We start from the raw sequence: 23,150 nt of genomic DNA, 5'->3' as shown, positions 1-23,150 counted from the left end.
AGTGGCGCACCATCCAACCTTGATGAATATCTCTGAATTCCATGAGCGGCAGCGAGAGCCGTGAGGGGGCGCTAGAGTAACCGGATTGTGACGGTTCGGAAAGAGTCTATCCGGTTACTTTTTGTAAGGTGAAAACGAGGGATTTATCGTGCTCGATTAAATATACCGCTCAGATGAATAAATCGGAAAAATGCATAACGTTTGCATAGGGCAAGCCGCGCGGGCCAAGCCGTTGCAGTCCGCCACTCTCATCCGGGACCAATGAAAAACGCCAGCAATGGCTGCTGGCGTCTCGTTTATTCAGCATGGCGGTTACAAAACAACCGCCATCTTATCCGCGCAGGCCACCGAGAAATTCGGCCCGGGTATCGGGCTGGGTCTTGAACACCCCGCCGAGGGAGGTGGTGGTGGTATAGGAGGTGGAGTCCATCACTCCGCGCGCCTTGACGCAGTAGTGGGTCGCCTTGATGCTGATGGCCACATCCTTGGTGCCGAGCAGGGTCTGCAGCGCCAGCAGGATCTGCTGAGTCAGCCGCTCCTGCACCTGGGGACGACGGGCGAAGAACTGCACGATGCGGTTGATCTTCGACAGGCCAATCACCTTGCCCCGAGGGATATAGGCCACATGGGCCATGCCGTCGATGGTGACGAAGTGGTGTTCGCAGGTGCTGGTGAGGCTGATGTCCCGCACCATGATCATCTCGTCCACCTGCATCTTGTTCTCGATCACCGTCACCTTGGGGAAGGTGGAGTAATCGAGGCCGGAGAAGACCTCGTTGACGTACATCTTGGCGATACGGTGCGGCGTCTCGGCCAGACTGTCATCGGCCAGATCCAGCCCCAGCGTCTCCATGATGGAGCGCATATGGCCTTCGATCTTCTCCCGCTTCTGCTGGCTGTTCAGCTCGTTGCCGACCAGGGGGGTTTCCAGTCCCTGGGCTTCGAGGGCAGCCCTGACCTGCAAGGCTTCCGGACTTAAGGTTGTCATTATCTTCTCTCCCACGCTCAGGGACTGTGAGGGCTGCTAAAGGAGCAACCCCTTATGTTATTGCGGCGTACAGGGCCGACGGTATTGCTGTCATGGTCGCCACACGGGATGTGACGACCATCTGTTATGGCGGCATAGTAAACGGCCATTGCCGCCAAGATTCAAGTCAACTTGTGCGTCACCTCATACTTTATGGCCATCTCCCCCCGTTTTAGCGCCGATTACCCCGAGAATCCTTGAGATAACCTGCCCATACCCGGGGAATTTTGTGATAATCCCGCCTTCAATCATAGAAAGAGGTCATGACGATGGGATTTGATACCAGCGGACTACTCCCCTTAAGCGATGCCCTGCAAGGGATGCTGGAACAACTCGCCTGCTGCTGCGACAGCGAGCAACTGCCCCTGCCAGAGGCCCTTGGCCGGGTTCTTGCCAGCGACATCGCCTCTCCCCTCGCCGTGCCCCCCTTCGACAACTCCGCCATGGACGGTTACGCCGTGCGGTTGGCCGATCTCGCTGCTGGCATCCCGCTCATCATGGCGGGCAAAGCCTTTGCCGGTCAGCCCTATCAGGGCGAATGGCCCGCTGGCCACTGCGTGCGGATCATGACCGGTGCTCCGGTCCCCCCAGGCACAGATGCGGTGGTGATGCAGGAAGAAACGCAGGCCGACGGCGATCGGATCACTTTTCTGGCACAACCCGAACCGGGCCAGAATATCCGCCGCGCCGGCAGCGATATCGGCAAGGGCGCCTGCGTGCTGCCCGCCGGTACTCGCCTCACCCCAAGAGAGATGCCGCTGCTGGCATCCCTCGGCGTGGCCACTGTCGCGGTGCGCCGCCCACTGAAAGTGGCCATCTTCAGCACCGGTGACGAGCTCAAACCGGTCGGCACCCCGCTTGCTCACGGCGATATCTATGACTCCAACCGCTACGGCGTGCGGGCCATGCTGGCGCGGCTGGGCTGCGACTGCCTCGACCTTGGCATTATCCCCGACGACCCCGCCCAGCTACGCGCCGCCTTTATCCGTGCCGATGAAGAGGCCGACGTGCTGATCACCACCGGCGGCGTTTCGGTAGGAGAAGCGGACTTCACCAAACAACTGCTGGACGAGCTCGGCGAGATTGGCTTCTGGAAGCTCGCCATCAAGCCGGGCAAGCCGTTTGCCTTTGGCCGCCTGCCCCACGCCTGGTTCTTCGGCCTGCCGGGCAACCCCGTCTCCGCCATGGTCACCTTCGATCAGCTGGTGCAACCGGCGCTGGCCAAGCTGGCGGGCCAACGCTTCGAACGCCCACTTCAGTTGCAGGCCGTCACCACCGAGCCGCTCAAGAAGAGCCCGGGCCGACTCGACTTCCAGCGCGGCATTCTGAGTCAGGGACCGAACGGCCTCAAGGTGCGCAGCACCGGCTCGCAGGACTCTGCCGTGTTCAGCTCCCTGTCGCGAGCCAACTGCTACATCGTTCTTGAACGGGAACGGGGCCGCGTTGCCGCAGGCGAGACGGTAACCGTGGAGCCATTCGGGGGATTGCTGCTGTGAGCGAGATCCTTAGCGACGCCGAACTGCTGCGCTACAACCGCCAGATCATCCTCAAATCCTTCGACTTCGAGGGACAGGAGGCGCTCAAGCAGGCCAGGGTGCTGGTGATCGGCGCCGGTGGCCTTGGCTGCACCGCCAGCCAGTATCTGGCGGTGGCCGGGGTTGGCCAACTCACCTTGGTCGATTTCGACAAGGTGGAGCTCTCCAACCTGCAGCGTCAGGTGCTGCACAACGATGAGCGCATCGGTCACTACAAAGTAGACTCTGCCGCCCAGTCGCTGCGTGCCCTCAATCCCTGGCTCAACGTCGAGACCCATGCTGCCGTGGCCGACGAGGCGCTGCTCGATACCCTGTTGCCCCAACACCAGCTGGTATTGGATTGCACCGACAACCTGGCCATTCGCAACCTGCTGAATCAAAAAGCACGTCAGCACAAAGTGCCCTTGATCAGTGGCGCCGCCATCCGGCTGGAGGGTCAGCTGTGCAGCTTCATCTGGCAGGAAGATGAGCCCTGCTACGCCTGCCTCAGCACCCTGTTTGGCGAGCAGGCCCTCACCTGCGTCGAAGCGGGGGTACTCGCCCCCGTGGTGGGTCTGGTGGGCAGCCTGCAAGCACTCGAAGCCATCAAGCTGCTGGCCGGCATGGGTAAGAACTACAGCGGCCGCCTGCTGATGATCGACGGCCTGAGCGGCACTTTCCGCGAGATGAAGCTGCCCAAGCGCCCCGACTGCCCGGTCTGCTCCCATCCTTGACGCAAACAGGATCAAAAAAGCCGAACCCTGTGGTTCGGCTTTTTGATATCTGTGCCTAACAACTCCTTCCTCAATGGGTCGTGAGGATCCGTTGCAACAGGTGGTTAAAGCCCGAGGGGTCTTCAGCGGGCCAGGCGTGGTGGCCGTTGGGAGTGTGGATGGTGGCGTTGGGCAAGGCGGCAAACTGCTCCACCCGTTTGGCGAGCGGCAGGTAGTCGTGACTGGTGGAGATGATGGCCACCGGCTGCCAGATTGAGCCGAGCCGGGCGCGTACCGACCAGCCGGGGAGCGCCTCCAGCAACGCCTTGTAGGTTTTCTTTTTATTGCGCACGAAACGCAGCCGGAAGGTGTGGCGCACCTGGGCGAGATCCGGGCCCGGGAAGAGCTCGCGTCCAAGCCACCAGGCGAGCGGGCGCATGCCAAACCAGCGCAGCCACTTGAGGCGCTGGGCATAACGCTCCTGCTCTTTGGGGCTCTCCAGCAGAAACTCGCTAAAACCGTTGACCAGCACCAGCCCCTGCACCTTGTGAGGTAGTTGCAGCGCCAGCTCCAGCGCCACCATGGCCCCCAACGACAATCCCACCACCCAGGCGGGCTCCGGCTGCTCGTCGAGCCAGCTCACCACGTCGGCCGCCAGGGTCGCCACATCGAACGGCCCCTCCTGCATGCTCTGGCCATGGCCGCGCAAGTCCAGCGCCACCACCCGGTACTGTTCGGAAAACCGTTCGATCTGCGCCTGCCAGTCGAGGCTGGAGGAGCCCAGCCCGTGCAGCAGCAACAGCAAGGGGCCCTCCCCCGCGCTGCGCAGGGCAAGACCGTTGAATTTCATCACCTGATTGCGGCGCATCAGTGTATTGCCTCTCGACTCATCACCTGAACCATCTCTTGTTGTTATGTGGCCCGTGGCCATCCTGCCACGTTATCAGCACGGCGCCCAATCAGCCTTCGCTGACCAGACTCACCGCCTTGATATAAGCGTAGATCTGCTGCTCCGGCGCCAGCGCCAGGCGCCTGGCGGAGCGACTGGTGATCCGGGCCAGCAGTATCTGCTCACCCAGCGCCAACTGCAACAGGGTCTGGCCGGGGCGCACCTCGCGCACCGCCAGCAGACGGGTGACGAGACAGTTGGAGAGACTGGAGTGCTCGATGGGAGCGGTGGCGATCACCACATCCCGCCCCGCCACCTTGATCTGCAAGGGGCCGCTCTCGTCCGGCACATGGGTCATGGTGACCCGCAGTCGCTGCTCGCCGAGTTGCAGGGTCGCCATCTGTTCATCGTCATCGTAATGGGCCAAGGTCGCATCCAGCATCACCCCGGCATCGTCACGGCTGGCGAGCGAGAGATCGGTGCGGGCGAAAATCTCGCTCGGCCGACCTTGCGCCTCCACCCTGCCACCTTCCAGCAGCACCAGCTGATCGCAGAGCAGGCTCACCTCCTCCATGGCGTGGCTGACGAAGATCATCGGGATGCCGCTCTCCTGCTGCAAGCCCTTGAGCACATGGGCCTGATGGATGCGGCTGCGCCGATCGAGCGCAGAAAAAGGCTCATCGAGCAGCAGCAGATCAGGCTCGGCCAGCAGCGCCCGCCCCAGCGCTACCCGCTGGCGTTGACCGCCAGAGAGGGCATGGGCAGGCTGATCCAGCAGATCGGCAAAACCGAGTCGCGCCGCCAGCGCTTCGGGCTGCCAGCACCCTCGCCCCTTGCGGGCCGCCAGTTGCAGATTGCCGAGCACCGTCAGATGAGGGAAGAGGCGCGAGTCCTGAAACACCAGTCCGATCCGGCGCGCTTCGGGCAGCAGTTGAGCGCACTCCCGCCCGCGCCACAACATGCGATCCCCGCTTTGGCGATCGAGCCCGGCGATGATACGTAGCAGTGTGCTCTTGCCGCAGCCGGAGGGGCCAAACAGGCCGAGGATCCCCCCCAGTTCGAGGGTCAGTGCGCAGTCGAGGGTAAAAGGGCCAAACTCGCGCCGGGAATTTAGGTTCAGGGCATGGCGGTGCGGCACGTTCACAGGCGGCATAGTGGCTGGCTGATTCATCCAAACACTCTCCGCTGTCGGCGCTGCAGCACCCCGTAGACCAGCACCAGCATCACCAGCGAGAAGGCCATCAAGCCGCCCGCCAGAATATGGGCGTTCTGGTAATCCATCGCCTCCACATGATCAAACAGGGCTATCGAAAGCACTTGGGTCTCGCCGGGTATATTGCCGCCAATCATCAGCACCACGCCAAACTCCCCCAGGGTGTGGGCAAAGCCCAGCGCCGCCGCCATCACAAAGCTGGGCAGGGTCATCGGCAAAATGATGTGGAAGAAGCGCTCCAGCGGGCCAAGCCCCAGGGTAGCGGCAGCTTCCAGCTCCTTGTTGCCCATGTTGACGAAGGCGGAGGTGAGCGGCTGCACCACGAACGGCAGCGAATAGAGGATGGAGGCAAACAGCAGGCCGAGAAAACTGAAGGCGAGCGGGGCCCCAAAGGTGTCGCGCCACCAGGCGCCGAAACCATATTCGGGGGAGAAGGCGAGCAGCAGATAAAAACCCAGTACCGTGGGAGGCAGCACCAACGGCAGTGCCACCAGCGCCTCCACCAGCGGCCGCAGCCGGTTCTGACTGCGCGACAGCCACCAGGCCAGCGGCGGTGCCAGCAACAGCAAAATCGCTGTGGTGCAGGCCGCAAGCTTCAGGGTGAGCCAGACCGCCAGCAGATCCCCTTCACTCATTGCCGACCTCCCGGTTGATAAATGCTCCCAACGGCATGGTATCCATCCTTATTGCAAAGAGTGGCCGACCCGAAGGCCGACCACTCAGGGTATCGCATCAGGCCCATCCCCTTATTGGGGCAACGCATAACCCGCTGCCTTGATCTGCGCCTGACCCGGCCCCTTGAGCCAGGCGACCAGCGCCTCGACCGCGGCGCCTTTCTTCAATACCAGCCCCTGCTGCTCGATGGGAGGATAGAAGCTCGCAGGCACCGCCCAGGCTTCGCCAGTCTTGCCCGCCTCAACCAGATTGGCCCAGGCGACAAAGCCCAGCTCGGCATTGCCGGTGTCGACAAATTGCCAGGTCTGGCCGATGTTGGCGCCGGTCAACAGCCGATACTGCTTGGGATCGATCTTGAGATGGGTGAGGGTCGCCATGGCGGCAGCACCATAGGGAGCAGTGCGGGCATTGGCGATGGCAAGGTTGCCTTTCCAGCTACGCAGGGTCGCCTCGTCAGGGGCCGGCCCCCCCTTCTTCCACAGCCCCAGCTGGCCGATGGCGTAGGTGAAGCGATCGCTCCCCTTGCCCTCTTTTTCCAGCTTCTCGGGGGTCGCCGCATCGGCGGAGAGGAAGAGATCGAACGGTGCGCCGTGACTGATCTGGGTGTAGAGCACCCCGGTGGCGGCAGACGAGATGGCCAGGGTGTGGCCGGTCTTGGCGGTGAACTCCTTGCCGATACGCTCTATGGTGCCCTTGAAGTTGGCCGCCACGGCCACTTTCACTTCATCGGCCTGCACGGCCCCGGTATGCAAGGTGGCGGCGCAGACGCCTGCGATGACAACAGATAACAGCGGTTTCATTCCCTTTCTCCTGATGGGGCCCGCACATCCGCGCCCCTTGGCGGGGCCGTGGTTCCCGTTGAACCTGCGCCCCTCATGATGAACAGGTCAGGCTTGCCAGCGGGCGGCGGCAGCGTTGTCGCTCTCTTTGGCCTCGACCCAGCGTTGCACACCCTCGGCGGTCAGCTCTTTTTTCCAGAACGGCGCCCGGGTTTTCAAGAAATCCATGATGAAGTGACAGGCGTCAAAGGCGGCGTCGCGGTGGGCACTGCTCACCGCCACCAGCACGATCTGATCGCCAAGCCACAGCTCGCCGATGCGGTGAATAAGGGTGCACTCCTGCAGTGGCCAGCGCTCGCGCGCCTCCTGCACGATGGCGGCCAGCGCCTTCTCGGTCATGCCGGGGTAGTGCTCGAGGGCCAGCCCCTTGACGTGCTCCCCTTGATTGAAATCGCGCACCTTGCCGACAAAGCTGACCACGGCGCCGGTGTCCTGCCGGGTGGCAAGGCGGGCATATTCGTCCGCCAGCGAGAAATCGGCCCGCTGCACCAGAATGCGATCTGTGATGGTTGCCTCGCTCATCCTTAACCTCCGGTCACCGGCGGGAAGAAGGCCACCTCATCGCCATCGTTGATGGGGGTATCGAGGGGCGCTAGGGTCTGGTTGACCGCCACCAGCAGCTTGCCAGCTTCCAGCGCCAGCGCCCACTTGTCGCCGCGCTCACTGAGCGCCGCACGCAGTTGTTCGGCAGTGGCGTAGTCGCACGGCAGGCTCAGCTCATCGCAGGCCACCAGCTCTCTTACTTGCGCAAAAAACAGTACCTTGATCATGCTTGCTCCCCGCTATTTGACCCCAGCTGAAAATGGCCGGACTTGCCGCCCTTCTTCTCTACCAGCCGCACCTGTTCGATCACCATGTCCTTTTGCACCGCCTTGCACATGTCGTAGATGGTCAGCGCCGCCACCGATGCCGCCGTCAGCGCCTCCATCTCTACCCCGGTCTTGCCGGAGAGCTTGCAGAGGGTGCGGATATGCACCCGATTCCGCTCGGCCAGCGGCACTATCTCCACCTCGACTTTGGTCAAGGCCAGCGGATGGCAGAGGGGGATAAGATCGGCGGTCTTCTTGGCGGCCATGATGCCGGCGATGCGGGCGGTGGCGAACACGTCCCCCTTGTGGTGCTGGCCGCTCAGGATCAGCGCCAGCGTCTCGGGGGCCATGGCAACAAACGCCTCGGCGCGGGCTTCGCGCTCGGTCACCTGCTTGTCGGTCACATCCACCATATGGGCTTCGCCGCTCTGGTTCAGATGCGTCAGATTGGGCTGGGTCTGCTTGGGATCGGTCTGGTTCATCGTTTGCTCTCAGAGGTGGGAGACAAAGTTGCACGGCTTGGTGCGGGCATCGAGTTGATCGCGGATCAGTTGCTCCCAACCCAGCCGACAGGCGCCGGTGGAGCCCGGCAGGCAGCAGATCAGGGTGCGATTGGCGAGTCCCGCCAGTGCACGGCTCTGCATGGCGGAGCCTTTAATCTCGGCAAAAGAGAGCTGACGGAACATCTCGCCAAAACCCTGTACGGTGCGTTCGAACAGCACACCGACCGCTTCCGGTACCCGGTTCTGTTCATTGAAGCCGGTACCGCCGTTAATCAGTACCACCTGCACCCCCTCATCGGCGATCCACTCGCTCACCCGCGCGCGGATGCGAAACAGGTTGTCCGGGCAGAGTGCCCGATCGGCCAGCTGATGGCCCGCGTCGGTAAGGGCCGATACCAGATAGTCGCCCGAGCTGTCATCGGCGACGGTGCGGCTGTCGGAGACCGTCAGCACGGCGATCTTGAGGGGAATAAATGCGTTGTGTTTCTGTCCCATCGGGCAGCTCCTTGTGGCTATGGGCCGTCAACGAGGCAGGAAGAGAAGGAGTATGAGAGGCCAGCTGTCAGGGCGCAAAAACTGACGCAGACAGGGGTGACCAACTTGCTCAAGCGTGTGACGGCGGGCTGATTCTATCAAAGGTTTCACGAGATATGGGATTTAAAAGACACACAACTCTGATGCTTGTCCCATATATGAACAAAACGCAGGCCGGGCAAACCCGGCCTGTCGTCGCAGGATCAGAACCCTTTCACCCCGGTCATGTCGGGCAGCTGGTGAGCAATCCCCTTGTGACAGTCGATGCAGGTACTTTCACCACTGGCCAGATTGGTAGAGTGCATCTTGGCGGCACGCTGCCCCTGCAGGGAGAAGTCCATATACTCGAAGTTGTGGCAGTTGCGGCACTCGCGCGAATCGGTCTCTTTCATCCGTTGCCACTCCCGCTCCGCCATCTCGCGCCGGTGTGCCTCGAACTTCTCGCGGGTATCCACCTTGCCGGTGATCATGCCCCACAGCTCCTTGGAAGCCTGCACTTTGCGGATGATCTTGTAGGTCCACTCATGGGGTACGTGACAATCCGGGCAGCTGGCCCGCACGCCGGAGCGGTTGGCGTAGTGGATGGTGTCGCGGTACTCCTCGAACACGTTGTCCTTCATCTCGTGACAGCTGGTGCAGAAGGCCTCGGTGTTGGATGCTTCCATGGCGGTGTTGAAGCCACCCCAGAAAATCACGCCACCGAAGAAGCCCATCAGCAAGATGACCCAGAGAGCAGCCTTCGACGGTGACTTGAAGGTGGTCCACAGACGCTGGATAAAGCCGGGTAATTTCATCTATGGATTCCTCAGTTCAGCGCTTCAACCGGTTTAAAGGTATTTTCCACCAGCGGCTTGGCATCCGCTTGTGGCACATGGCACTGCAGGCAGAAGTAGCGACGCGGCGACACTTCACCCAGGGTCAGGCCGTCGCGGGTCTCGAAGTGAGTCGGACTGATCTTGGGAGCCTTCATGGCACTAGCATTCTTGAAGCTGTGGCAAGCCAGGCACTTGTTGACCTTGGTATCCACCTCATAGTTGCGAATATCGTGGGGGATCAGCGGCGGCTGATGCATGTACTGGCGATCGTAGGGCGCGCCATCCTTGCGGAAGTTTTTCAGGGGCGCGGCGGTGGCATCGGTCACCAGATCGGTGGCGCCACGCTCGGACTTGAGGCCACCGGTACTGTTGGTGATCTCGGGGGCCGCTGCCATCAAGGATCCCGCCATCAGGCAGGCCAGCATTGCTCCAATCAGCTTTTTCATTATTTGTTCTCCGACGTTTTTTCTGCCTTGACGGCAAAACCTACAGTGATTTCAAAAACTTGTTCCGCGCAGACATCGATGCAGCGGCCACAGTTGGTACACTCCTGAGCCGCAATCAAGGGCCCGTGACCGCGCTTGGCACCATGAACAGGCCCGCGCAGGATGGGACGCTCCGGGCAGACCGCATAACAATCCATGCAGTTGTTGCACCGCTCGCGCCCCTTGGCAGAAATCTTGATAAATCCGACCCGGTTGACCAGGGCATAGAAGGCCCCCACCGGACAGAGATGACCGCACCAGCCCCGCTCAACCACGAAGAGATCGAACAGGAACAGCGCTGCAAGCAGGGCCCAGCCCGCTCCCATGCCAAACAGCAAGCCGCGCATGGCGAGTGACACCGGATTGACCAGCTCCCACGCCATCACCCCGACCACCGCTGGCACCACCAGCACCATGGCCAGCAGCCAGTAGCGGGTCGCACGGCTGAACTGGCCATTGCCCTTGAGGCCAAGTCGCCCCCGGAGCCAGGCTGCGGCATCCGTGATGAGGTTGACCGGACAGACCCAGGAGCAGAACACCCGCCCCCCGACCAGCCAGTAACCGACCAGCACGATGGCTGCCCCCAACCAGAGGGTGGAGATGGGCCAATGGCCTGCGGCCACCGATTGCAGCAGGGTCAGCGGATCGGTTAGCGGCACCGTCTCCAGCAACAGCGAGCTGGAGAGGTTGCCCTTGAGGATCCAGACACCCGCCAGCGGCCCCAGCAGGAACAATGCGAGCACACCGAACTGGCTGAGCCTGCGCAGCAGCAGGAAACGGTGAGAACGCCACCATCCCAGCTTGATGCGCGCCTCTTCCCCCGGATAACGACTCATAGCCCCTCCGGTTTACGGGTCGGCAGAGTGAGCCTGTCGCCAATGAGCGACTTGCCCGCCTTCGCCTTCTCTTCCCAACCAAGCCGGTAGTGATGACCCAGCTCCCCCTTGGCGAGCTGGCGAGGTAGCACCTTGATGGCGGCCTCCTCCAGCACGCAGGCATGCTCGCACTTGCCACAGCCGGTGCAGATATCGCTGTGCACCGTGGGCAGGAACATGGCGTGCTTGCCGGTACGCTGGTTGTGCTGCAGATCCAGGGTGATCGCCTTGTCGATCAACGGGCAGACCCGATAACAGACATCGCAACGCAAACCCAGATAGTTGAGGCAGGTCTCGTGATCGATGAGTACTGCCACCCCCATCCGCGCCTGATCGATATCGGTCATCTGCTGATCCAGCGCCCCGCTCGGACAGGCCACCACGCAAGGGATGTCATCACACATCTCGCACGGGACGGCGCGAGCCCTGAAGTAGGGAGTCCCCGTGGTCACCGGCTCAAACAGCCGGGCCAACTTGAGCGTGTCGTAGGGGCACGCCTCGACGCAGAGTCCGCAGCGCACGCAGGCGCCGAGGAATTCAGCTTCGTCGAGGGCGGCAGGGGGACGCAGCGCCTGAGCCGGCACTGCATACACCTGCTGGCGGGCCATGCCGCCGAGCCCCACGCCAAGCAGGCTCACACCGCAAGCCCCTTTGGCCATGTCGGCCAGAAACTGGCGACGACTACGACTCATCTCGACTCCCCGCCTCAGGCCTTCATCACCTTGACGGCGCACTTCTTGTAATCCGTCTCTTTCGAGAGCGGATCGGTGGCGTCCAGGGTCAGCTTGTTGACCAGCTGGCTCGCATCGAAGAAGGGCATGAAGACCAGTCCTTTCGGCGGACGGTTGCGACCACGGGTCTCGACACGGGTCTTCACCTCGCCACGGCGGGAGGAGACGATCACCTCTTCACCACGACGCACGCCGCGAGCCTTGGCATCGTCCGGGTGCATGAAGAGCACCGCATCCGGGAAGGCGCGATAGAGCTCGGGCACCCGACGGGTCATGGTGCCGGTGTGCCAGTGCTCCAGCACGCGGCCGGTGGAGAGCCACAGATCGTACTCTTTATCCGGCGACTCGGCTGCGGGCTCGAACGGCAGGGCGAAGATGACCGCCTTGCCATCGGGCTTGCCATAAAAACGCACCCCCTCGCCCGCTTTCACGTAAGGGTCGAACCCTTCGCGGTAGCGCCACAGGGTCTCTTTGCCATCTACCACAGGCCAACGCAAACCGCGCGCTTCGTGGTACTGATCGAACGGCGCCAGATCGTGGCCATGGCCACGACCAAAGGTGGCGTACTCCTCAAACAGACCCTTCTGGACGTAGAAGCCGAAGTGCTCGGCTTCGTCGTTCAGCAGCCCTTTGCTCTGCTCTTTCGGGAACTGGTTGACCTGACCGTTGGCATAGAGCACGTCGAACAGGGTTTTGCCCTTCACTTCCGGCATCTTGGCAATCAGCTCAGCTGGCCACACTTCCTCGACCTTGAAGCGCTTGGAGAACTCCATCAGCTGCCACAGGTCGGACTTGGCCCCTTCCGGCGCTTTCACCTGCTGGTGCCAGAACTGGGTACGGCGCTCGGCGTTGCCGTAGGCCCCCTCTTTCTCCACCCACATGGCGGTGGGCAGGATCAGGTCAGCGGCCTGGGCAGTGACGGTCGGGTACGGATCGGAGACCACGATGAAGTTGCGCGGATCGCGATAGCCCGGCAGGCGATCGGTATTCATGTTGGGACCGGCCTGCATGTTGTTGTTACACATCACCCAGTAGGCGTTGAGCTTGCCGTCCTTGAGCATGCGGTCTTGCAGCACGGCGTGGAAACCCACCTTGTCGGGAATGGTCCCCTCCGGCAGTTTCCAGATCTTCTCGGCAATGGCGCGGTGCTTGGGCTCGGTTACCACCATGTCGGCAGGCAGACGGTGGGCAAAGGTACCCACTTCACGCGCGGTGCCACAGGCAGAGGGCTGGCCGGTCAGTGAGAAAGGACCATTACCCGGCTCGGAGATCTTGCCGGTCAGCAGGTGGATGTTGTAGCAGAGGTTGTTGGCCCAGACGCCACGGGTATGCTGGTTGAAACCCATGGTCCAGTAGGAGACCACCTTCTTGCTCGGGTCGGCATAGAGCTTGGCCAGCTTTTCCAGCTTCTCTTTGGAGACGCCGGAGAGCTTGGAGACCGACTCCACATCGTAATCCGCCACGAACTTGGCAAACTCCTCGAAGGTCATCGGAGTGGCATCGCCGCTGTCCGGGTTCTTCGCTTTCTGCTGCAGCGGATCGGTCGGGCGTAGGCCGTAACCGATGTCGGTGACCCCCTTCTTGAACACGGTGTGCTTGTTGACGAAGTCCCAGTTCACCTTGTCGTTCTGGATGATGTAGTTGGCGACATAGTTGAGGATCGCCAGATCGGTCTGCGGGGTGAACACCATGCCGTTGTCCGCCAGCTCGAAGCTGCGGTGCTCGAAGGTCGAGAGCACGTGCACCTGCACATCCGGGTTGGAGAGACGGCGATCGGACATCCGCGACCAGAGGATGGGGTGCATCTCGGCCATGTTGGAGCCCCACAGCACGAACGCATCGGCCTGCTCGATATCGTCGTAGCAGCCCATCGGTTCGTCCATGCCGAAGGTACGCATGAAGCCGACGACCGCAGAGGCCATGCAGTGACGGGCATTGGGGTCAATGTTGTTGGAGCGGAAACCGGCCTTCATCAGCTTGGCGGCAGCGTAGCCTTCCCAGACGGTCCACTGGCCGGAGCCGAACATGCCGACGGCAGTCGGCCCATTCTCTTTCAGGGTCGCCTTGAACTTCTCGGCCATGATGTCGAACGCCTGATCCCAGCTGATGGGGGCAAAGTCACCATCCTTGTCGAACTGGCCGTTCTTCATCCGCAGCATCGGCTGGGTCAGGCGATCCTGGCCGTACATGATCTTGGAGAGGAAGTAGCCCTTGATGCAGTTGAGGCCACGGTTGACCGGTGCATCGGGATCACCCTGAGTCGCCACGACCCGACCATCCTGAGAGCCCACCAGCACGGAGCAGCCGGTACCGCAGAAGCGGCAGGGAGCCTTATCCCAATGGATGGTAGTCTTGTCGGTACTGGTGATGAGATTGGCTGCCAGCGTGGGGGCACTGACACCGGCCACGGCAGCGGCAGCTGCCACCGCGTTGGCCTTCATAAAGTCGCGTCGACTCAGCTTCATGGCATATCCTCACATTGCTTATCGCGTAATAGTTGTCGAATCTGTCGAACGGGAGCCAACCATCAGCGGCAGAGGGCACGCCAGGCATCCCATCACTCTTTTCAGTGACCGCCCAGTTCATCGAACTGGTGGTAAATCAGGGCGGCAGAGAGCACGCCCGGCATCGCCTGTATTGCATCAATGGCCGCCATGATCGGCCGCTGGCTCGGACCTTCCAGGGTCACGACCAGCTTGCCCTCGTCACTGACGGCGTGGATCTCGGCCCCTTCAAGGGCGCCAATCTGCTCGGCGAGCTGATGGCGCAAAGGGGGCTGGGTCAGCACCACCAGACTCGATACATGGAACTCCTGATCCATTGTGGTTTCTGTGTCACACGGCTTCTGACTCATTCTGACTCCTGCTTGAGGGTGGGCTGGCTCGCACCACCGGATGGGGCGGCTCGCCCGTCGACCTTGATGCTGCCAACTGGACAATCCTGCACACAGGCGCCGCAGCCATTACAGCGATCCGGCTCGACCGTTGGGGTGGGCACACGCCCCAGCACCGGAATAAAACGAATGGCATTGGGCTCACAGCTGTCCTGACAGCGCTGGCAGAACACCTGACCATTGGCCAGACAGTTGGCTTCGATATGGGCCTTATAGTGCCAGGGGGACTCGCTGGTCGGGCGAAACACAGGCGCCTTGCAGACAGTGACGCACTCGGTGCAGAAGGTGCATTCGCCACGCTGGAAATCGACCACCGGAAAACCGCCCTCGCCATTCACCAGGACCTGCTCCGGACAGGCGGCAAGACAGTCCCCGCAGCGGGTGCAGTCGGCGACAAATGCCGACCAGTTGACTGACCAGGGCAACTGCACCGGCGGTTCGGCGGTTCTCAGCCGCCCCCGGAACAGGCCGCGGCGGGCAAGATCAATCTCATCCGGCATGTTGACTCCTGTTCTGGTGAAAAAGGGGACAGTCCGAGTCCATGATTGGCATTCTTGATACCAATTATAAGAGTGGGTGTATATTGCGGCCCTGACAAGGTAAGGGATATACCACCAGGGAGATAAACAGGGGGGATTCTTGCGCCAGATCAAAGCCTTGCAGCGCAATAAAAATGGAGGTATCGGTTAAAATACCTCCATGTGAGGATTGCTATTTAATCGTTGGCGATTTTTTGCGGCTATCCACCGATCGAGGCGAGATGAGGGGTGATGCCTGCATTGCCCTCATGGAGACGATGGGTGGCACTCTTGCCCGCCAGTGCCGCGCGAATGCGCTGTTGCAGCTCATCGGATTGTGCATCTGCGCCGAGCAGATCCCGCAAGTCGATGCCGTTGTCGCCAAACAGGCACAGATGCAGCTTCCCCAGCGAGGAGACCCGCAGCCGGTTGCAACCGGCACAGAAATCCTTGCTGTAGGGCATGATGAGCCCCACCCCACCTTGCGAATCGGGGTGCATAAAGACCTGCGCCGGACCGTCATCCGTGCCCCGCAACTGCTGCACCCAGCCGCTCTCCAGCAAGCGCTGTTTGATCTGTTCGCCGCTGACATGGTGGTCACGAAACAGGGTATCCATCTCGCCGGTCTGCATCAGCTCGATAAAGCGCAGCTCGATGGGCTTGTGTCTGATCCAGCCCAGAAAGGCATCAAGCTGGTAGTCGTTGAGCCCCTTGAGCAGCACAGCATTGATCTTCACCGATTTGAAACCGGCGGCCAGTGCTGCTTCGATCCCCTCCATCACCTCGGCCAGCTTGTTCTCACCGGTGATCTGGTGAAACTGGCGCGGGTCGAGACTGTCGACACTGACATTCAGCGCGTTGAGTCCGGCATCAAACCACTCCTGAGCCCGCTCCTTTAGGCGATAGCCGTTGGTGGTCATGGCGACCTTCTCGATGCCCGGTGTGGTGGCAATCACCTTGATGATCTCGGTGAAATCGCGGCGCAGGGAGGGCTCGCCCCCCGTGATGCGCACCTTGCGGGTGCCCATGGCGGCAAAACCGCTGACCACGCGGCGGATCTCGTCAATCGAGAGAAAGGGTTGACGCCCCGCTTTGTGACCTTCCGGGGGGCGATAGCCGTCAGGCAAGCAATAGGTGCAACGGAAATTGCACACATCGGTCACTGACAGACGCAAATAGTAAAAACGACGGGAAAAACCATCTTCAAGTGGCAACATAAACACCTTTCCAAATACGGGAGGCCAGGGCATTTCTTTCCTGACCCTTACAGCTCGAACGTCGGCTGACGGCTGGTTTCCCCCTATCGCTAGGACTTAGGCAAAACCGCTCGGAGTTCATCTAGTTTTTCGATGCTAACACAAGTTGGAGTACACTCCCACGCATCTTGCGGGGTCCTTATCACTATTCAGAGGTGCGCATCAGTATGGGAAAACGGTTCAGGGTCCATTCGGTCAGCAGTGCCATTGGCCGCGCCATGGTATTGATCCTCTTCATGGCCAGCCTGATCGCGCTGGTCGCCATGGTCACCCTTTTCTACTCGGTACCCGATGCCAAGGCGATCAACCTCTCCGGTTCGCTGCGGATGCAAGCCTACCGGATGGCCTACGAAATCGAGCGGGGCGACAGCGTGCTGGGGCGCCTCTCCCAGTTTGAAGAGACCCTGCACGCCGAAGAGCTGCAGGAGACCCAGCGCTGGATCACTCCTGCCTCCCTGCGTCGCACCTATGGCGAGGTGCTCGGCCAGTGGCAGGTGATGCGCCAGCACATCGAGGATCGTACCCCCAGACGGTACACCGATAACACCGAGCAGTTTGTGGCGGCCATCGACAATTTCGTCAATCAGATGCAGTACCACGTGGAATTCAAGGTGAGGATGCTGGCGCTTGCGGAGGGGCTCGGCCTGCTGGCCATCATCACCATCGCCTGGTTCACTGTGCGCTTCACCCGCCAGCAGGTGGTCGCCCCCCTCAACCAGCTGGTCTACTGTGCCCGCCAGATCCAGCGGCAGGATTTCGATCTTAAAGCTGCCCGCCCACGGCGAAAATGAGCTGGGGGAGCTCTCGCGCGCCTTCGTCACCATGGCCGACGAGCTGGGCAAGCTCTATCGGGAGCTGGAAAACAAGGTGGAAGAGAAAACCGCCAAGCTGCAACAGGCCAACGACACCCTCTCGTTTCTCTACTCGACCGCCCAGAAGCTGCACGCCGCCCCGCTCAGCACCCGCACCCTCATCAAACTGCTGGACCGTGCTGCCGCCCACCAGCATATCGACCACATCCGGCTGACCCGCTTCGAGCACAACGCCATGCCGGTCTACATCTCGGGGCGCACCGGCTGGCCCGGCGATCTCGATGCGGTCGCCAGCTTTTATCTGCAGATGGATGAGCAGGAGTTCGGCCGCCTCGACATCATCAGCCAACACCCCATCGATGAGCGGTTGATCAAGAACTTCACCATGCTGCTGGCTCAGGTGCTGCACAAAGACCAGACCCTGCTGCAACAGCAGCGACTGCTGTTGATGGAGGAGCGGGCGGTGATCGCCCGGGAGCTGCACGACTCGCTGGCGCAGGCCCTCTCCTATCTCAAGATCCAGTCCACCCTGCTCAAGCGCTCTTACGCCAAGGGGCAACATGACAAGGCGCAGGAGGCGATGCAGCAGATCGACGAGGGGCTTAGCAATGCCTATACCCAGTTGCGCGAACTGCTCGGTACCTTCCGTCTCACCATTGGCGATGCCAATCTGGGGGAAGCGATCCGGGTGATGCTTGATCAACTGCAGCCTCAGACCCAGGCCGAAATCCGGTTCCATTACGGGCTGGCCGACAACGACCTGGAGGCGGGCCAGCATATCCACATTTTGCAGCTGATCCGTGAGGCAGTGCTCAATGCCATCAAACATGCCAACGCGCAAGTGATTGATGTTAGCTGTGAGACCCTCGCCAGTGGTAACATTGAGGTTCAGATTTCAGATGACGGTGTCGGGATCGGACTCGCCAGCTCGGCGATCAACCATTACGGGTTGAGCATCATGAACGAGCGCGCCAGCAAACTGCACGGTCTGCTGACCATCAACGAGCAGCAACCACAAGGCACCTGCGTGCATCTGACCTTTCCCACCAGTCTAGCGAGAGACGCCTGATGGACGAGATGAAATACACAGTTCTGGTCGTAGATGACCATCCCCTCATGCGCAAAGGGATTGTGCAGTTGCTGGCTCTGGAAGAGAACATGGAGGTGACCGGTGAAGCCTCCAACGGCACAGATGCCGTGGCGCTGGCCAAAGAGTCCGAGCCGGACCTGATCCTGCTCGACCTCAACATGAAGGGGCTCTCCGGCCTCGATACCCTCAAGGCGCTGCGGGCCGAAGAGATCACCTCCCGGGTGGTGATCCTCACCGTCTCCGATGCCCGTCAGGATGTGGTGGCTTTGCTCAAGGCGGGTGCCGACGGCTACCTGCTCAAGGATACCGAGCCTGATCTGCTGCTGGCCCAACTGGCCGACGTGATGACCGGCAAGCAGATCCTGAGCGAACCGCTGCGCCCCTATCTCGAAAACATCTACGAGCTGGATCACCTGCAGCAGAAGCTGGAAAGCTTAACGCGTCGCGAAATGCAAATCCTGCGCGAAATTGCAAAAGGCCTCTCCAACAAACAGGTCGCCTCGGTACTCCATATCTCCGAGGGAACGGTCAAGGTTCACGTGAAGAGCCTGCTGAAGAAACTCGAGGCGCAAAGCCGCGTGGAAGCGGCTGTCATGTATCTGGAGCAGCGCAACTAAGCGCCCTCAACCGCCCGAAAAGCCACCCTCCGGTGGCTTTTTTCATTCTCTGGCACAGTCGCTGCATTGTCATATTCAGCAACTACTCAATGGAGGATGGAACATGAAACTACAACCTTTGGCACTGTTCCCCTTGCCTTCCCACATACTGCCGGGCGGCAAGCTTCCTCTGCGTCTGTTCGAGCCACGCCACCTGCAGATGCTCAAGGAGTCATTCATCAACGATCAGGGCTTTGGCATCGTGATGGAAGAGTCGACCACCTCGGGACAATCCGGCCGCATTCTGCCGGTGGGCACCCGGGTCAAGGTGACCGACTTCTACACCCTCAATGATGGCCTGCTGGGTGTGACGGTGCTGGGACTGGAGCGCTTCTGCATCCACGAGATGGAAACAGACGAGATGGGCCTGCGCCGGGCCAAGGTGGAGATGCTGCCCAACTGGCCGAGCACCCACTCCGATTTCAACGACAAGCTGCTGGTCAATCGCCTGCGGGAAGTGTTCGAGCAGTATCCGGAGCTTGATGAGCTCTATCCGGACAAGCGCTTTGAAGATGCCGCCTGGCTCTGCCAACGCTGGCTCGAGATATTGCCGATGCCGATTTATGAAAAGCAGATGCTGATTGCCAAACAAAACAGCGAAGCAGCCCGTAAATTCCTGCATCGCCTGATTTCACAATGACAAAAACAGCGTTGCAAAATGCAATTATTCCAACAATGAAAATGTGAAATTCGCATTTTGCGACTAAGTAGGAACGCAAAACGCCATAACAAGAGAGAGCCGCTGCGCTAAACGGCCAAAATTGAACACAAAAGAGTCCCAAAAAAGTTGGCACAGATTTTTCATATAGATTGATACAACCCGATTTATCCCGTGCTCTCTTCAGTATTTGCTGAAGAACTGGTCAACCCACAAAGTTGACCATTTTTTTTATCCGCGCGTCGGCAACCGCTGACCAAAGTGACGCTGCAAACACTCTCTCAGCCGTGACAAGGTGATAGGCTTGGCGAGAAAGTCATCCATCCCCTGCGCCAGACAGCACGCCTTGTCCTCCGCCATCGCATTGGCCGTCAGGGCGACGATAGGCATAGTACATCCCAACTCACGCAAGCGTCGGGTCGCTTCCAGCCCGTCCATCAGGGGCATCCGCATATCCATCAGGATCAGATCCGGGAGCTGCTCATCCACCTGCGCCAGCGCCTCCAGACCATTGGCTGCCAGCCGTACCTTGCCCACCAGTTTTTGCAGCATCAGCGACACCACCAACTGGTTCACCGGGCTGTCCTCCACCACCAGCACATCCAGTGGCAGCAGTGCCGAAGCCCCCTCCTCCCGCTGCGGCTGGCTATGACAAGGCAGCGCCATACCGGGCAGCTCGAACCAGAAACAGCTTCCCTTGCCAGGCTCGCTCTTCAGGTGGATCTCTCCCCCATAAGCGTCACCAGACGCTTGCTGATGGCAAGACCGAGGCCGGTACCGGAAAAACGCCGGGTGGCCGAGTTGTCGACCTGGGAGAAGGGTTCAAACAGCAGCGCCTGATCCGCATCAGCGATCCCGATCCCAGTGTCGGAGACCGAGATCAGCAGCTTCTCATCCTGCCAACCCAGGTGCAGTGTCACCTGCCCCTGCTCGGTAAATTTGAGGGCGTTGTCCAGCAGATTGCCCATCACCTGTGACAAACGCATCGGATCCCCCTGCAACTCCCGGGGTACCGACTCATCGACCCGATAAACCAGCGCAATCCCCTTGGCGGCGGCACGGGTTTGCAGCGGTTCGACCAGGGATTGGCAAAGCTGGACGGGTTGCAGGGTCTCGCAGTGAAACACCAGGGTTTGCGACTCGATTTTCGAAAAATCGAGCACGTCGTCGATGATGGTTTGCAGCAATCTGGCCGAGTGGGTGGCATGGCGCAGCAGGCTCTGTTGCTCCGGCGCCAGCTCGGCATGCTGCACCAGATCGAGCATCCCCAACACCGCATTCATGGGCGAACGGATCTCGTGGGTCATCATGGCCAGAAACTGGGACTTGGCACGGTTGGCCGCTTCAGCCTCATCCCGTGCCCGCGCCAGCTCCTCTTCCCGGCGGATCTGGTTGCTGATATCCCGGGCAGTGCCACGATAACCGATAAACTGGCCATCATGGTCAAAGCAGGGCTCGGCGCTCACCTCCATCCAGCAGGGGCCGTGTTGCAGCGCAACCTGCATCCGCACCCCTCGCACCGGCTGGCGCAGCTCCAAAAGCTGCAGGTATTTCTGGGCATCGCAGCTCTGCTTGTTGCAGACGTAGTCATAGAGGGTCGGCCGGGTCGCCTGCGGGGTCATCTCATCCAGATAACCCGGCTCTGAGGCGTAACTAAGGCGATGCTCGGCATCTGTCTCCCAGAACCAGTCTGAAGCCATGGCGGCGAAGCTGCGAAAACGACGTTCGCTGGCCTGCAGCGCCTCGGTTTTTACCGCGACCTGTTCCTGCAAGCGGGCCCGATAGGTGATGTTGACCAGCGCCTGGGCGATGAGCGGACGGCAACGCTCCATGGCGGCCTTGCTGGTGAGATCGAAGGTGCCCGCCCGAGCGTGGCGGCAGATGAGGGTGGCGGTAAAGCCGGGGGCCTGCAGCCCGGTCAGCATCACGCTGGCCCAGCCCGGCTCGCTCGCCAGCGGCGCCAGCTCAGGCAGCTGGGCGGGATCGTAAATCACCAGAGTTTCACCCGAGATGGCGCGGGCAAATGCCGGGGTCATGCGCCAGCTGCGGGCAGCGAGCATCGTCTCGGTACTGAGGTGGGTACTCCCCTGCTCTCCTTCCCAGGCCACCACATCAGCGTGCTCAAAGCCGATAAAGGGTTTGAGCACCTGGATAAGGCTCTCAAGCACCTGCTCCAGCGTCTTGGCATCGGCGAGGGTGGCAACCCCCCCCAGCAGAGTCTGGGACTCGTGACGATACTTGGCCTCGCGCTCGCGGCAACGCATAAGATCGACCAGCGTGGTCTGCAATTTGTCGCCGAGGGCTTCCAGTTCACTGTTGCCAATCATCTTGTTGCCTGCTCTGTTATGTTCTGCCGACTCAACGGGTCAGGAAAATCACGCTCGATACCATCAGGTTGCCGTGGGCCAGCTCGCCATTGGGCAGCCGCCCCTGCTCGCCGAAGGTAAAGGGGGTGATAAAGGGGATCTTGCCGAGGCGAGCCTGGCTCTGCTCGACAAATTGGCACAACATATCACCTAGCGCCAAACGGCAACCAGCACAAAAGATTATGAGCGCGCCGATAGGCTGCAATTCCACATCGACCCCATACCCTGGCTCGACGCGCATGGCATTGAGGCTGCGCTGCAACAACCCTTCCTGACTGCTGTACATCAACAGCAGACGCTCCCCTTGCACCACATCGGTAAAGAGCCGCAGCCCGCCCTGTTCGGTCACAGCTTCAGGATGGGAGAGTTTGTAGTAAGGAATGCCATCCAGCGCTCCCACCTGACGAGCCAACGGGGTGAGCGTGGTCTCCCGCAAAATCGCCCCCACCGGCCAGGGCTGCTCGCGCCCGCACCAGCGGGCATAGACCTCGGCGGCAGGCTGGTGATCGATGGTGAGTACCTCCCGCCCGTTGCAGGCGGTGATCTCGCCGCTGAATTCGGCAGGCACATAACCGGAGTGAAACTGAAAAGCGAGCTGGCAATCGGGATAGAGCACCGCCAGACCGATGCCATCGTGAGCCACCGCCTCATCCCAGCAGAGCTGCCAGTCACCGCTGACACTGCTATCAGCCGCGGATCCACCGACCACCGGCACCGAGGTACCAAGTTCGGCCTCGATACCGGCCAGCAGCCCCTCCTCCTTGCCAGGACTGGCGTGAAACAGGATCAGCTGGGGCAGCTCACCTGGCCGACCACAGTCGCTCATGGCTCGGCGCAGCAACTGTCGCACATCCACCCCGTCACCGCTGGCTCCGGCCACCCCGAATGCTCCTTTCTCGTCGTACAGGGCAGCAACCGCCAGCCCATATCCGTCTCGGGCGTGGTGTCCCATCTCGGTCATGACGCCACCGCAAGAGCTGCAACCCAACAGACGGGTCGTCGGGAACTGGCGTTTGAGCGCGTCGCGCAGTATCGCCCCCTCATGGGCTTGGGTAAAATAGAGTAACAGCAGGGAGGGGGCCTGATCGGCATGGTGGCGCAGCTGCGCGCAGATATCTTGGGCCGCCAGCGATGAATTCTGGGCGAGGGAGTGAACGGTCAGAAATTTCAACACCATCTCCTTGTTTTATCGAATGGCAGCCTCAAGCAAAAATCATACCTTTATCAAACAATTATCTCGCTTCACTTGCTAACATAGCGGTCAACTGAGACCAATGAC

22 protein-coding genes, 2 pseudogenes and 1 riboswitch are annotated in these 23,150 nt (G+C 60.9%); of the genes and pseudogenes, 5 read left to right on the top strand and 19 right to left on the bottom strand.

The features are described from left to right. Positions 1 to 331: 331 nt before the first annotated feature. Positions 332 to 988 carry a GTP cyclohydrolase I FolE gene (folE, locus tag ACTG1P_RS20375; RefSeq protein WP_440002088.1) on the bottom strand — a complete coding sequence of 219 codons (657 nt, stop codon included), beginning with the start codon at positions 986 to 988 and terminating at the stop codon, positions 332 to 334. 308 nt (positions 989 to 1,296) lie between these two features. Between folE and moeA the strand changes: the two genes are divergently transcribed. Both moeA and moeB read left to right on the top strand, forming a co-directional pair. Continuing rightward, on the top strand, positions 1,297 to 2,523 hold the full coding sequence (moeA, locus tag ACTG1P_RS20370) for a molybdopterin molybdotransferase MoeA (RefSeq protein WP_440002087.1): 1,227 nt from the start codon (positions 1,297 to 1,299) through the stop codon (positions 2,521 to 2,523). After that, complete coding sequence (gene moeB, locus ACTG1P_RS20365; protein ID WP_440002086.1) at positions 2,520 to 3,275, top strand: molybdopterin-synthase adenylyltransferase MoeB; 756 nt, start codon at positions 2,520 to 2,522, stop codon at positions 3,273 to 3,275. The genes moeA and moeB overlap by 4 nt, the downstream gene beginning before the upstream one ends. Before the next feature lie 70 nt (positions 3,276 to 3,345). On the opposite strand, the gene ACTG1P_RS20360 is transcribed toward moeB, so the two are convergent. The 16 genes from ACTG1P_RS20360 to moaA form a co-directional block, all read right to left on the bottom strand. Continuing rightward, positions 3,346 to 4,122 (bottom strand): alpha/beta fold hydrolase, encoded by a 777-nt coding sequence (locus ACTG1P_RS20360; protein ID WP_440002085.1) that lies wholly within the window; start codon positions 4,120 to 4,122, stop codon positions 3,346 to 3,348. A gap of 91 nt (positions 4,123 to 4,213) precedes the next feature. Then, a complete protein-coding gene (gene modC / locus ACTG1P_RS20355) occupies positions 4,214 to 5,314 on the bottom strand; it encodes a molybdenum ABC transporter ATP-binding protein (RefSeq protein WP_440002084.1) in 1,101 nt (366 codons plus the stop codon). Further along, positions 5,311 to 5,991, bottom strand: a complete 681-nt coding sequence (gene modB, locus ACTG1P_RS20350; protein ID WP_005361814.1) for a molybdate ABC transporter permease subunit — start codon at positions 5,989 to 5,991, stop codon at positions 5,311 to 5,313. The genes modC and modB overlap by 4 nt, the downstream gene beginning before the upstream one ends. A gap of 111 nt (positions 5,992 to 6,102) precedes the next feature. Continuing rightward, on the bottom strand, positions 6,103 to 6,831 hold the full coding sequence (gene modA / locus ACTG1P_RS20345; RefSeq protein WP_043821148.1) for a molybdate ABC transporter substrate-binding protein: 729 nt from the start codon (positions 6,829 to 6,831) through the stop codon (positions 6,103 to 6,105). Between the two features lie 87 nt (positions 6,832 to 6,918). After that, on the bottom strand, positions 6,919 to 7,392 hold the full coding sequence (moaE, locus tag ACTG1P_RS20340; protein ID WP_440002083.1) for a molybdopterin synthase catalytic subunit MoaE: 474 nt from the start codon (positions 7,390 to 7,392) through the stop codon (positions 6,919 to 6,921). 2 nt (positions 7,393 to 7,394) lie between these two features. Further along, the gene (gene moaD, locus ACTG1P_RS20335; protein ID WP_440002082.1) at positions 7,395 to 7,640 is read right to left on the bottom strand and encodes a molybdopterin synthase sulfur carrier subunit; all 246 of its coding nucleotides are present in this window, start codon (positions 7,638 to 7,640) and stop codon (positions 7,395 to 7,397) included. Then, positions 7,637 to 8,161 carry a cyclic pyranopterin monophosphate synthase MoaC gene (gene moaC, locus ACTG1P_RS20330; RefSeq protein WP_440002081.1) on the bottom strand — a complete coding sequence of 175 codons (525 nt, stop codon included), beginning with the start codon at positions 8,159 to 8,161 and terminating at the stop codon, positions 7,637 to 7,639. Before moaC ends, moaD begins: the two co-directional genes overlap by 4 nt. A gap of 9 nt (positions 8,162 to 8,170) precedes the next feature. Continuing rightward, positions 8,171 to 8,677: a molybdenum cofactor biosynthesis protein B gene (moaB, locus tag ACTG1P_RS20325; RefSeq protein WP_440002080.1), complete on the bottom strand. Its 507-nt coding sequence runs from the start codon at positions 8,675 to 8,677 to the stop codon at positions 8,171 to 8,173. A 242-nt stretch (positions 8,678 to 8,919) separates the two neighbouring features. Next, on the bottom strand, positions 8,920 to 9,510 hold the full coding sequence (locus ACTG1P_RS20320; RefSeq protein WP_088869497.1) for a cytochrome c3 family protein: 591 nt from the start codon (positions 9,508 to 9,510) through the stop codon (positions 8,920 to 8,922). Positions 9,511 to 9,521: 11 nt separating this feature from the next. Next, positions 9,522 to 9,977, bottom strand: a complete 456-nt coding sequence (locus ACTG1P_RS20315; RefSeq protein WP_005334452.1) for a nitrate reductase cytochrome c-type subunit — start codon at positions 9,975 to 9,977, stop codon at positions 9,522 to 9,524. Beyond that, the gene (gene napH / locus ACTG1P_RS20310) at positions 9,977 to 10,852 is read right to left on the bottom strand and encodes a quinol dehydrogenase ferredoxin subunit NapH (RefSeq protein WP_440002079.1); all 876 of its coding nucleotides are present in this window, start codon (positions 10,850 to 10,852) and stop codon (positions 9,977 to 9,979) included. The genes ACTG1P_RS20315 and napH overlap by 1 nt, the downstream gene beginning before the upstream one ends. Then, on the bottom strand, positions 10,849 to 11,583 hold the full coding sequence (napG, locus tag ACTG1P_RS20305) for a ferredoxin-type protein NapG (protein ID WP_440002078.1): 735 nt from the start codon (positions 11,581 to 11,583) through the stop codon (positions 10,849 to 10,851). Before napG ends, napH begins: the two co-directional genes overlap by 4 nt. 14 nt (positions 11,584 to 11,597) lie before the next feature. Further along, positions 11,598 to 14,087 (bottom strand): nitrate reductase catalytic subunit NapA, encoded by a 2,490-nt coding sequence (gene napA, locus ACTG1P_RS20300; protein WP_440002077.1) that lies wholly within the window; start codon positions 14,085 to 14,087, stop codon positions 11,598 to 11,600. Between the two features lie 101 nt (positions 14,088 to 14,188). Next, positions 14,189 to 14,443: a chaperone NapD gene (locus tag ACTG1P_RS20295; RefSeq protein WP_031227438.1), complete on the bottom strand. Its 255-nt coding sequence runs from the start codon at positions 14,441 to 14,443 to the stop codon at positions 14,189 to 14,191. Positions 14,444 to 14,472: 29 nt separating this feature from the next. Then, complete coding sequence (napF, locus tag ACTG1P_RS20290) at positions 14,473 to 15,015, bottom strand: ferredoxin-type protein NapF (protein ID WP_434471669.1); 543 nt, start codon at positions 15,013 to 15,015, stop codon at positions 14,473 to 14,475. 239 nt (positions 15,016 to 15,254) lie between these two features. Next, complete coding sequence (gene moaA, locus ACTG1P_RS20285; protein ID WP_440002076.1) at positions 15,255 to 16,250, bottom strand: GTP 3',8-cyclase MoaA; 996 nt, start codon at positions 16,248 to 16,250, stop codon at positions 15,255 to 15,257. Beyond that, a riboswitch (molybdenum cofactor riboswitch) is annotated at positions 16,238 to 16,378 on the bottom strand. Its footprint overlaps the gene before it by 13 nt. Before the next feature lie 78 nt (positions 16,379 to 16,456). Here moaA and narQ point away from each other — a divergent pair. From narQ to ACTG1P_RS20270, 3 genes and pseudogenes are all read left to right on the top strand, one after another. After that, positions 16,457 to 18,170, top strand: a pseudogene (gene narQ / locus ACTG1P_RS20280) (nitrate/nitrite two-component system sensor histidine kinase NarQ). After that, on the top strand, positions 18,170 to 18,808 hold the full coding sequence (gene narL / locus ACTG1P_RS20275) for a two-component system response regulator NarL (protein ID WP_005334471.1): 639 nt from the start codon (positions 18,170 to 18,172) through the stop codon (positions 18,806 to 18,808). Before narQ ends, narL begins: the two are co-directional and overlap by 1 nt. A gap of 103 nt (positions 18,809 to 18,911) precedes the next feature. Then, positions 18,912 to 19,487: an LON peptidase substrate-binding domain-containing protein gene (locus ACTG1P_RS20270; RefSeq protein ID WP_005334473.1), complete on the top strand. Its 576-nt coding sequence runs from the start codon at positions 18,912 to 18,914 to the stop codon at positions 19,485 to 19,487. 249 nt (positions 19,488 to 19,736) lie between these two features. Here the strand turns inward: ACTG1P_RS20270 and ACTG1P_RS20265 are convergent. Then, positions 19,737 to 21,832: pseudogene (locus ACTG1P_RS20265) on the bottom strand (ATP-binding protein). Between the two features lie 31 nt (positions 21,833 to 21,863). Further along, positions 21,864 to 23,048, bottom strand: coding sequence for an FIST signal transduction protein (locus ACTG1P_RS20260; RefSeq protein WP_440002075.1), 1,185 nt, complete (start codon positions 23,046 to 23,048; stop codon positions 21,864 to 21,866). Between the last annotated feature and the right edge of the window lie 102 nt (positions 23,049 to 23,150).

Origin of the sequence: Aeromonas sp. 11P (assembly GCF_051920165.1) — a bacterium.
GTDB lineage: Bacteria > Pseudomonadota > Gammaproteobacteria > Enterobacterales > Aeromonadaceae > Aeromonas > Aeromonas veronii.
This window is presented reverse-complemented; position numbering and strand designations above follow the sequence as displayed.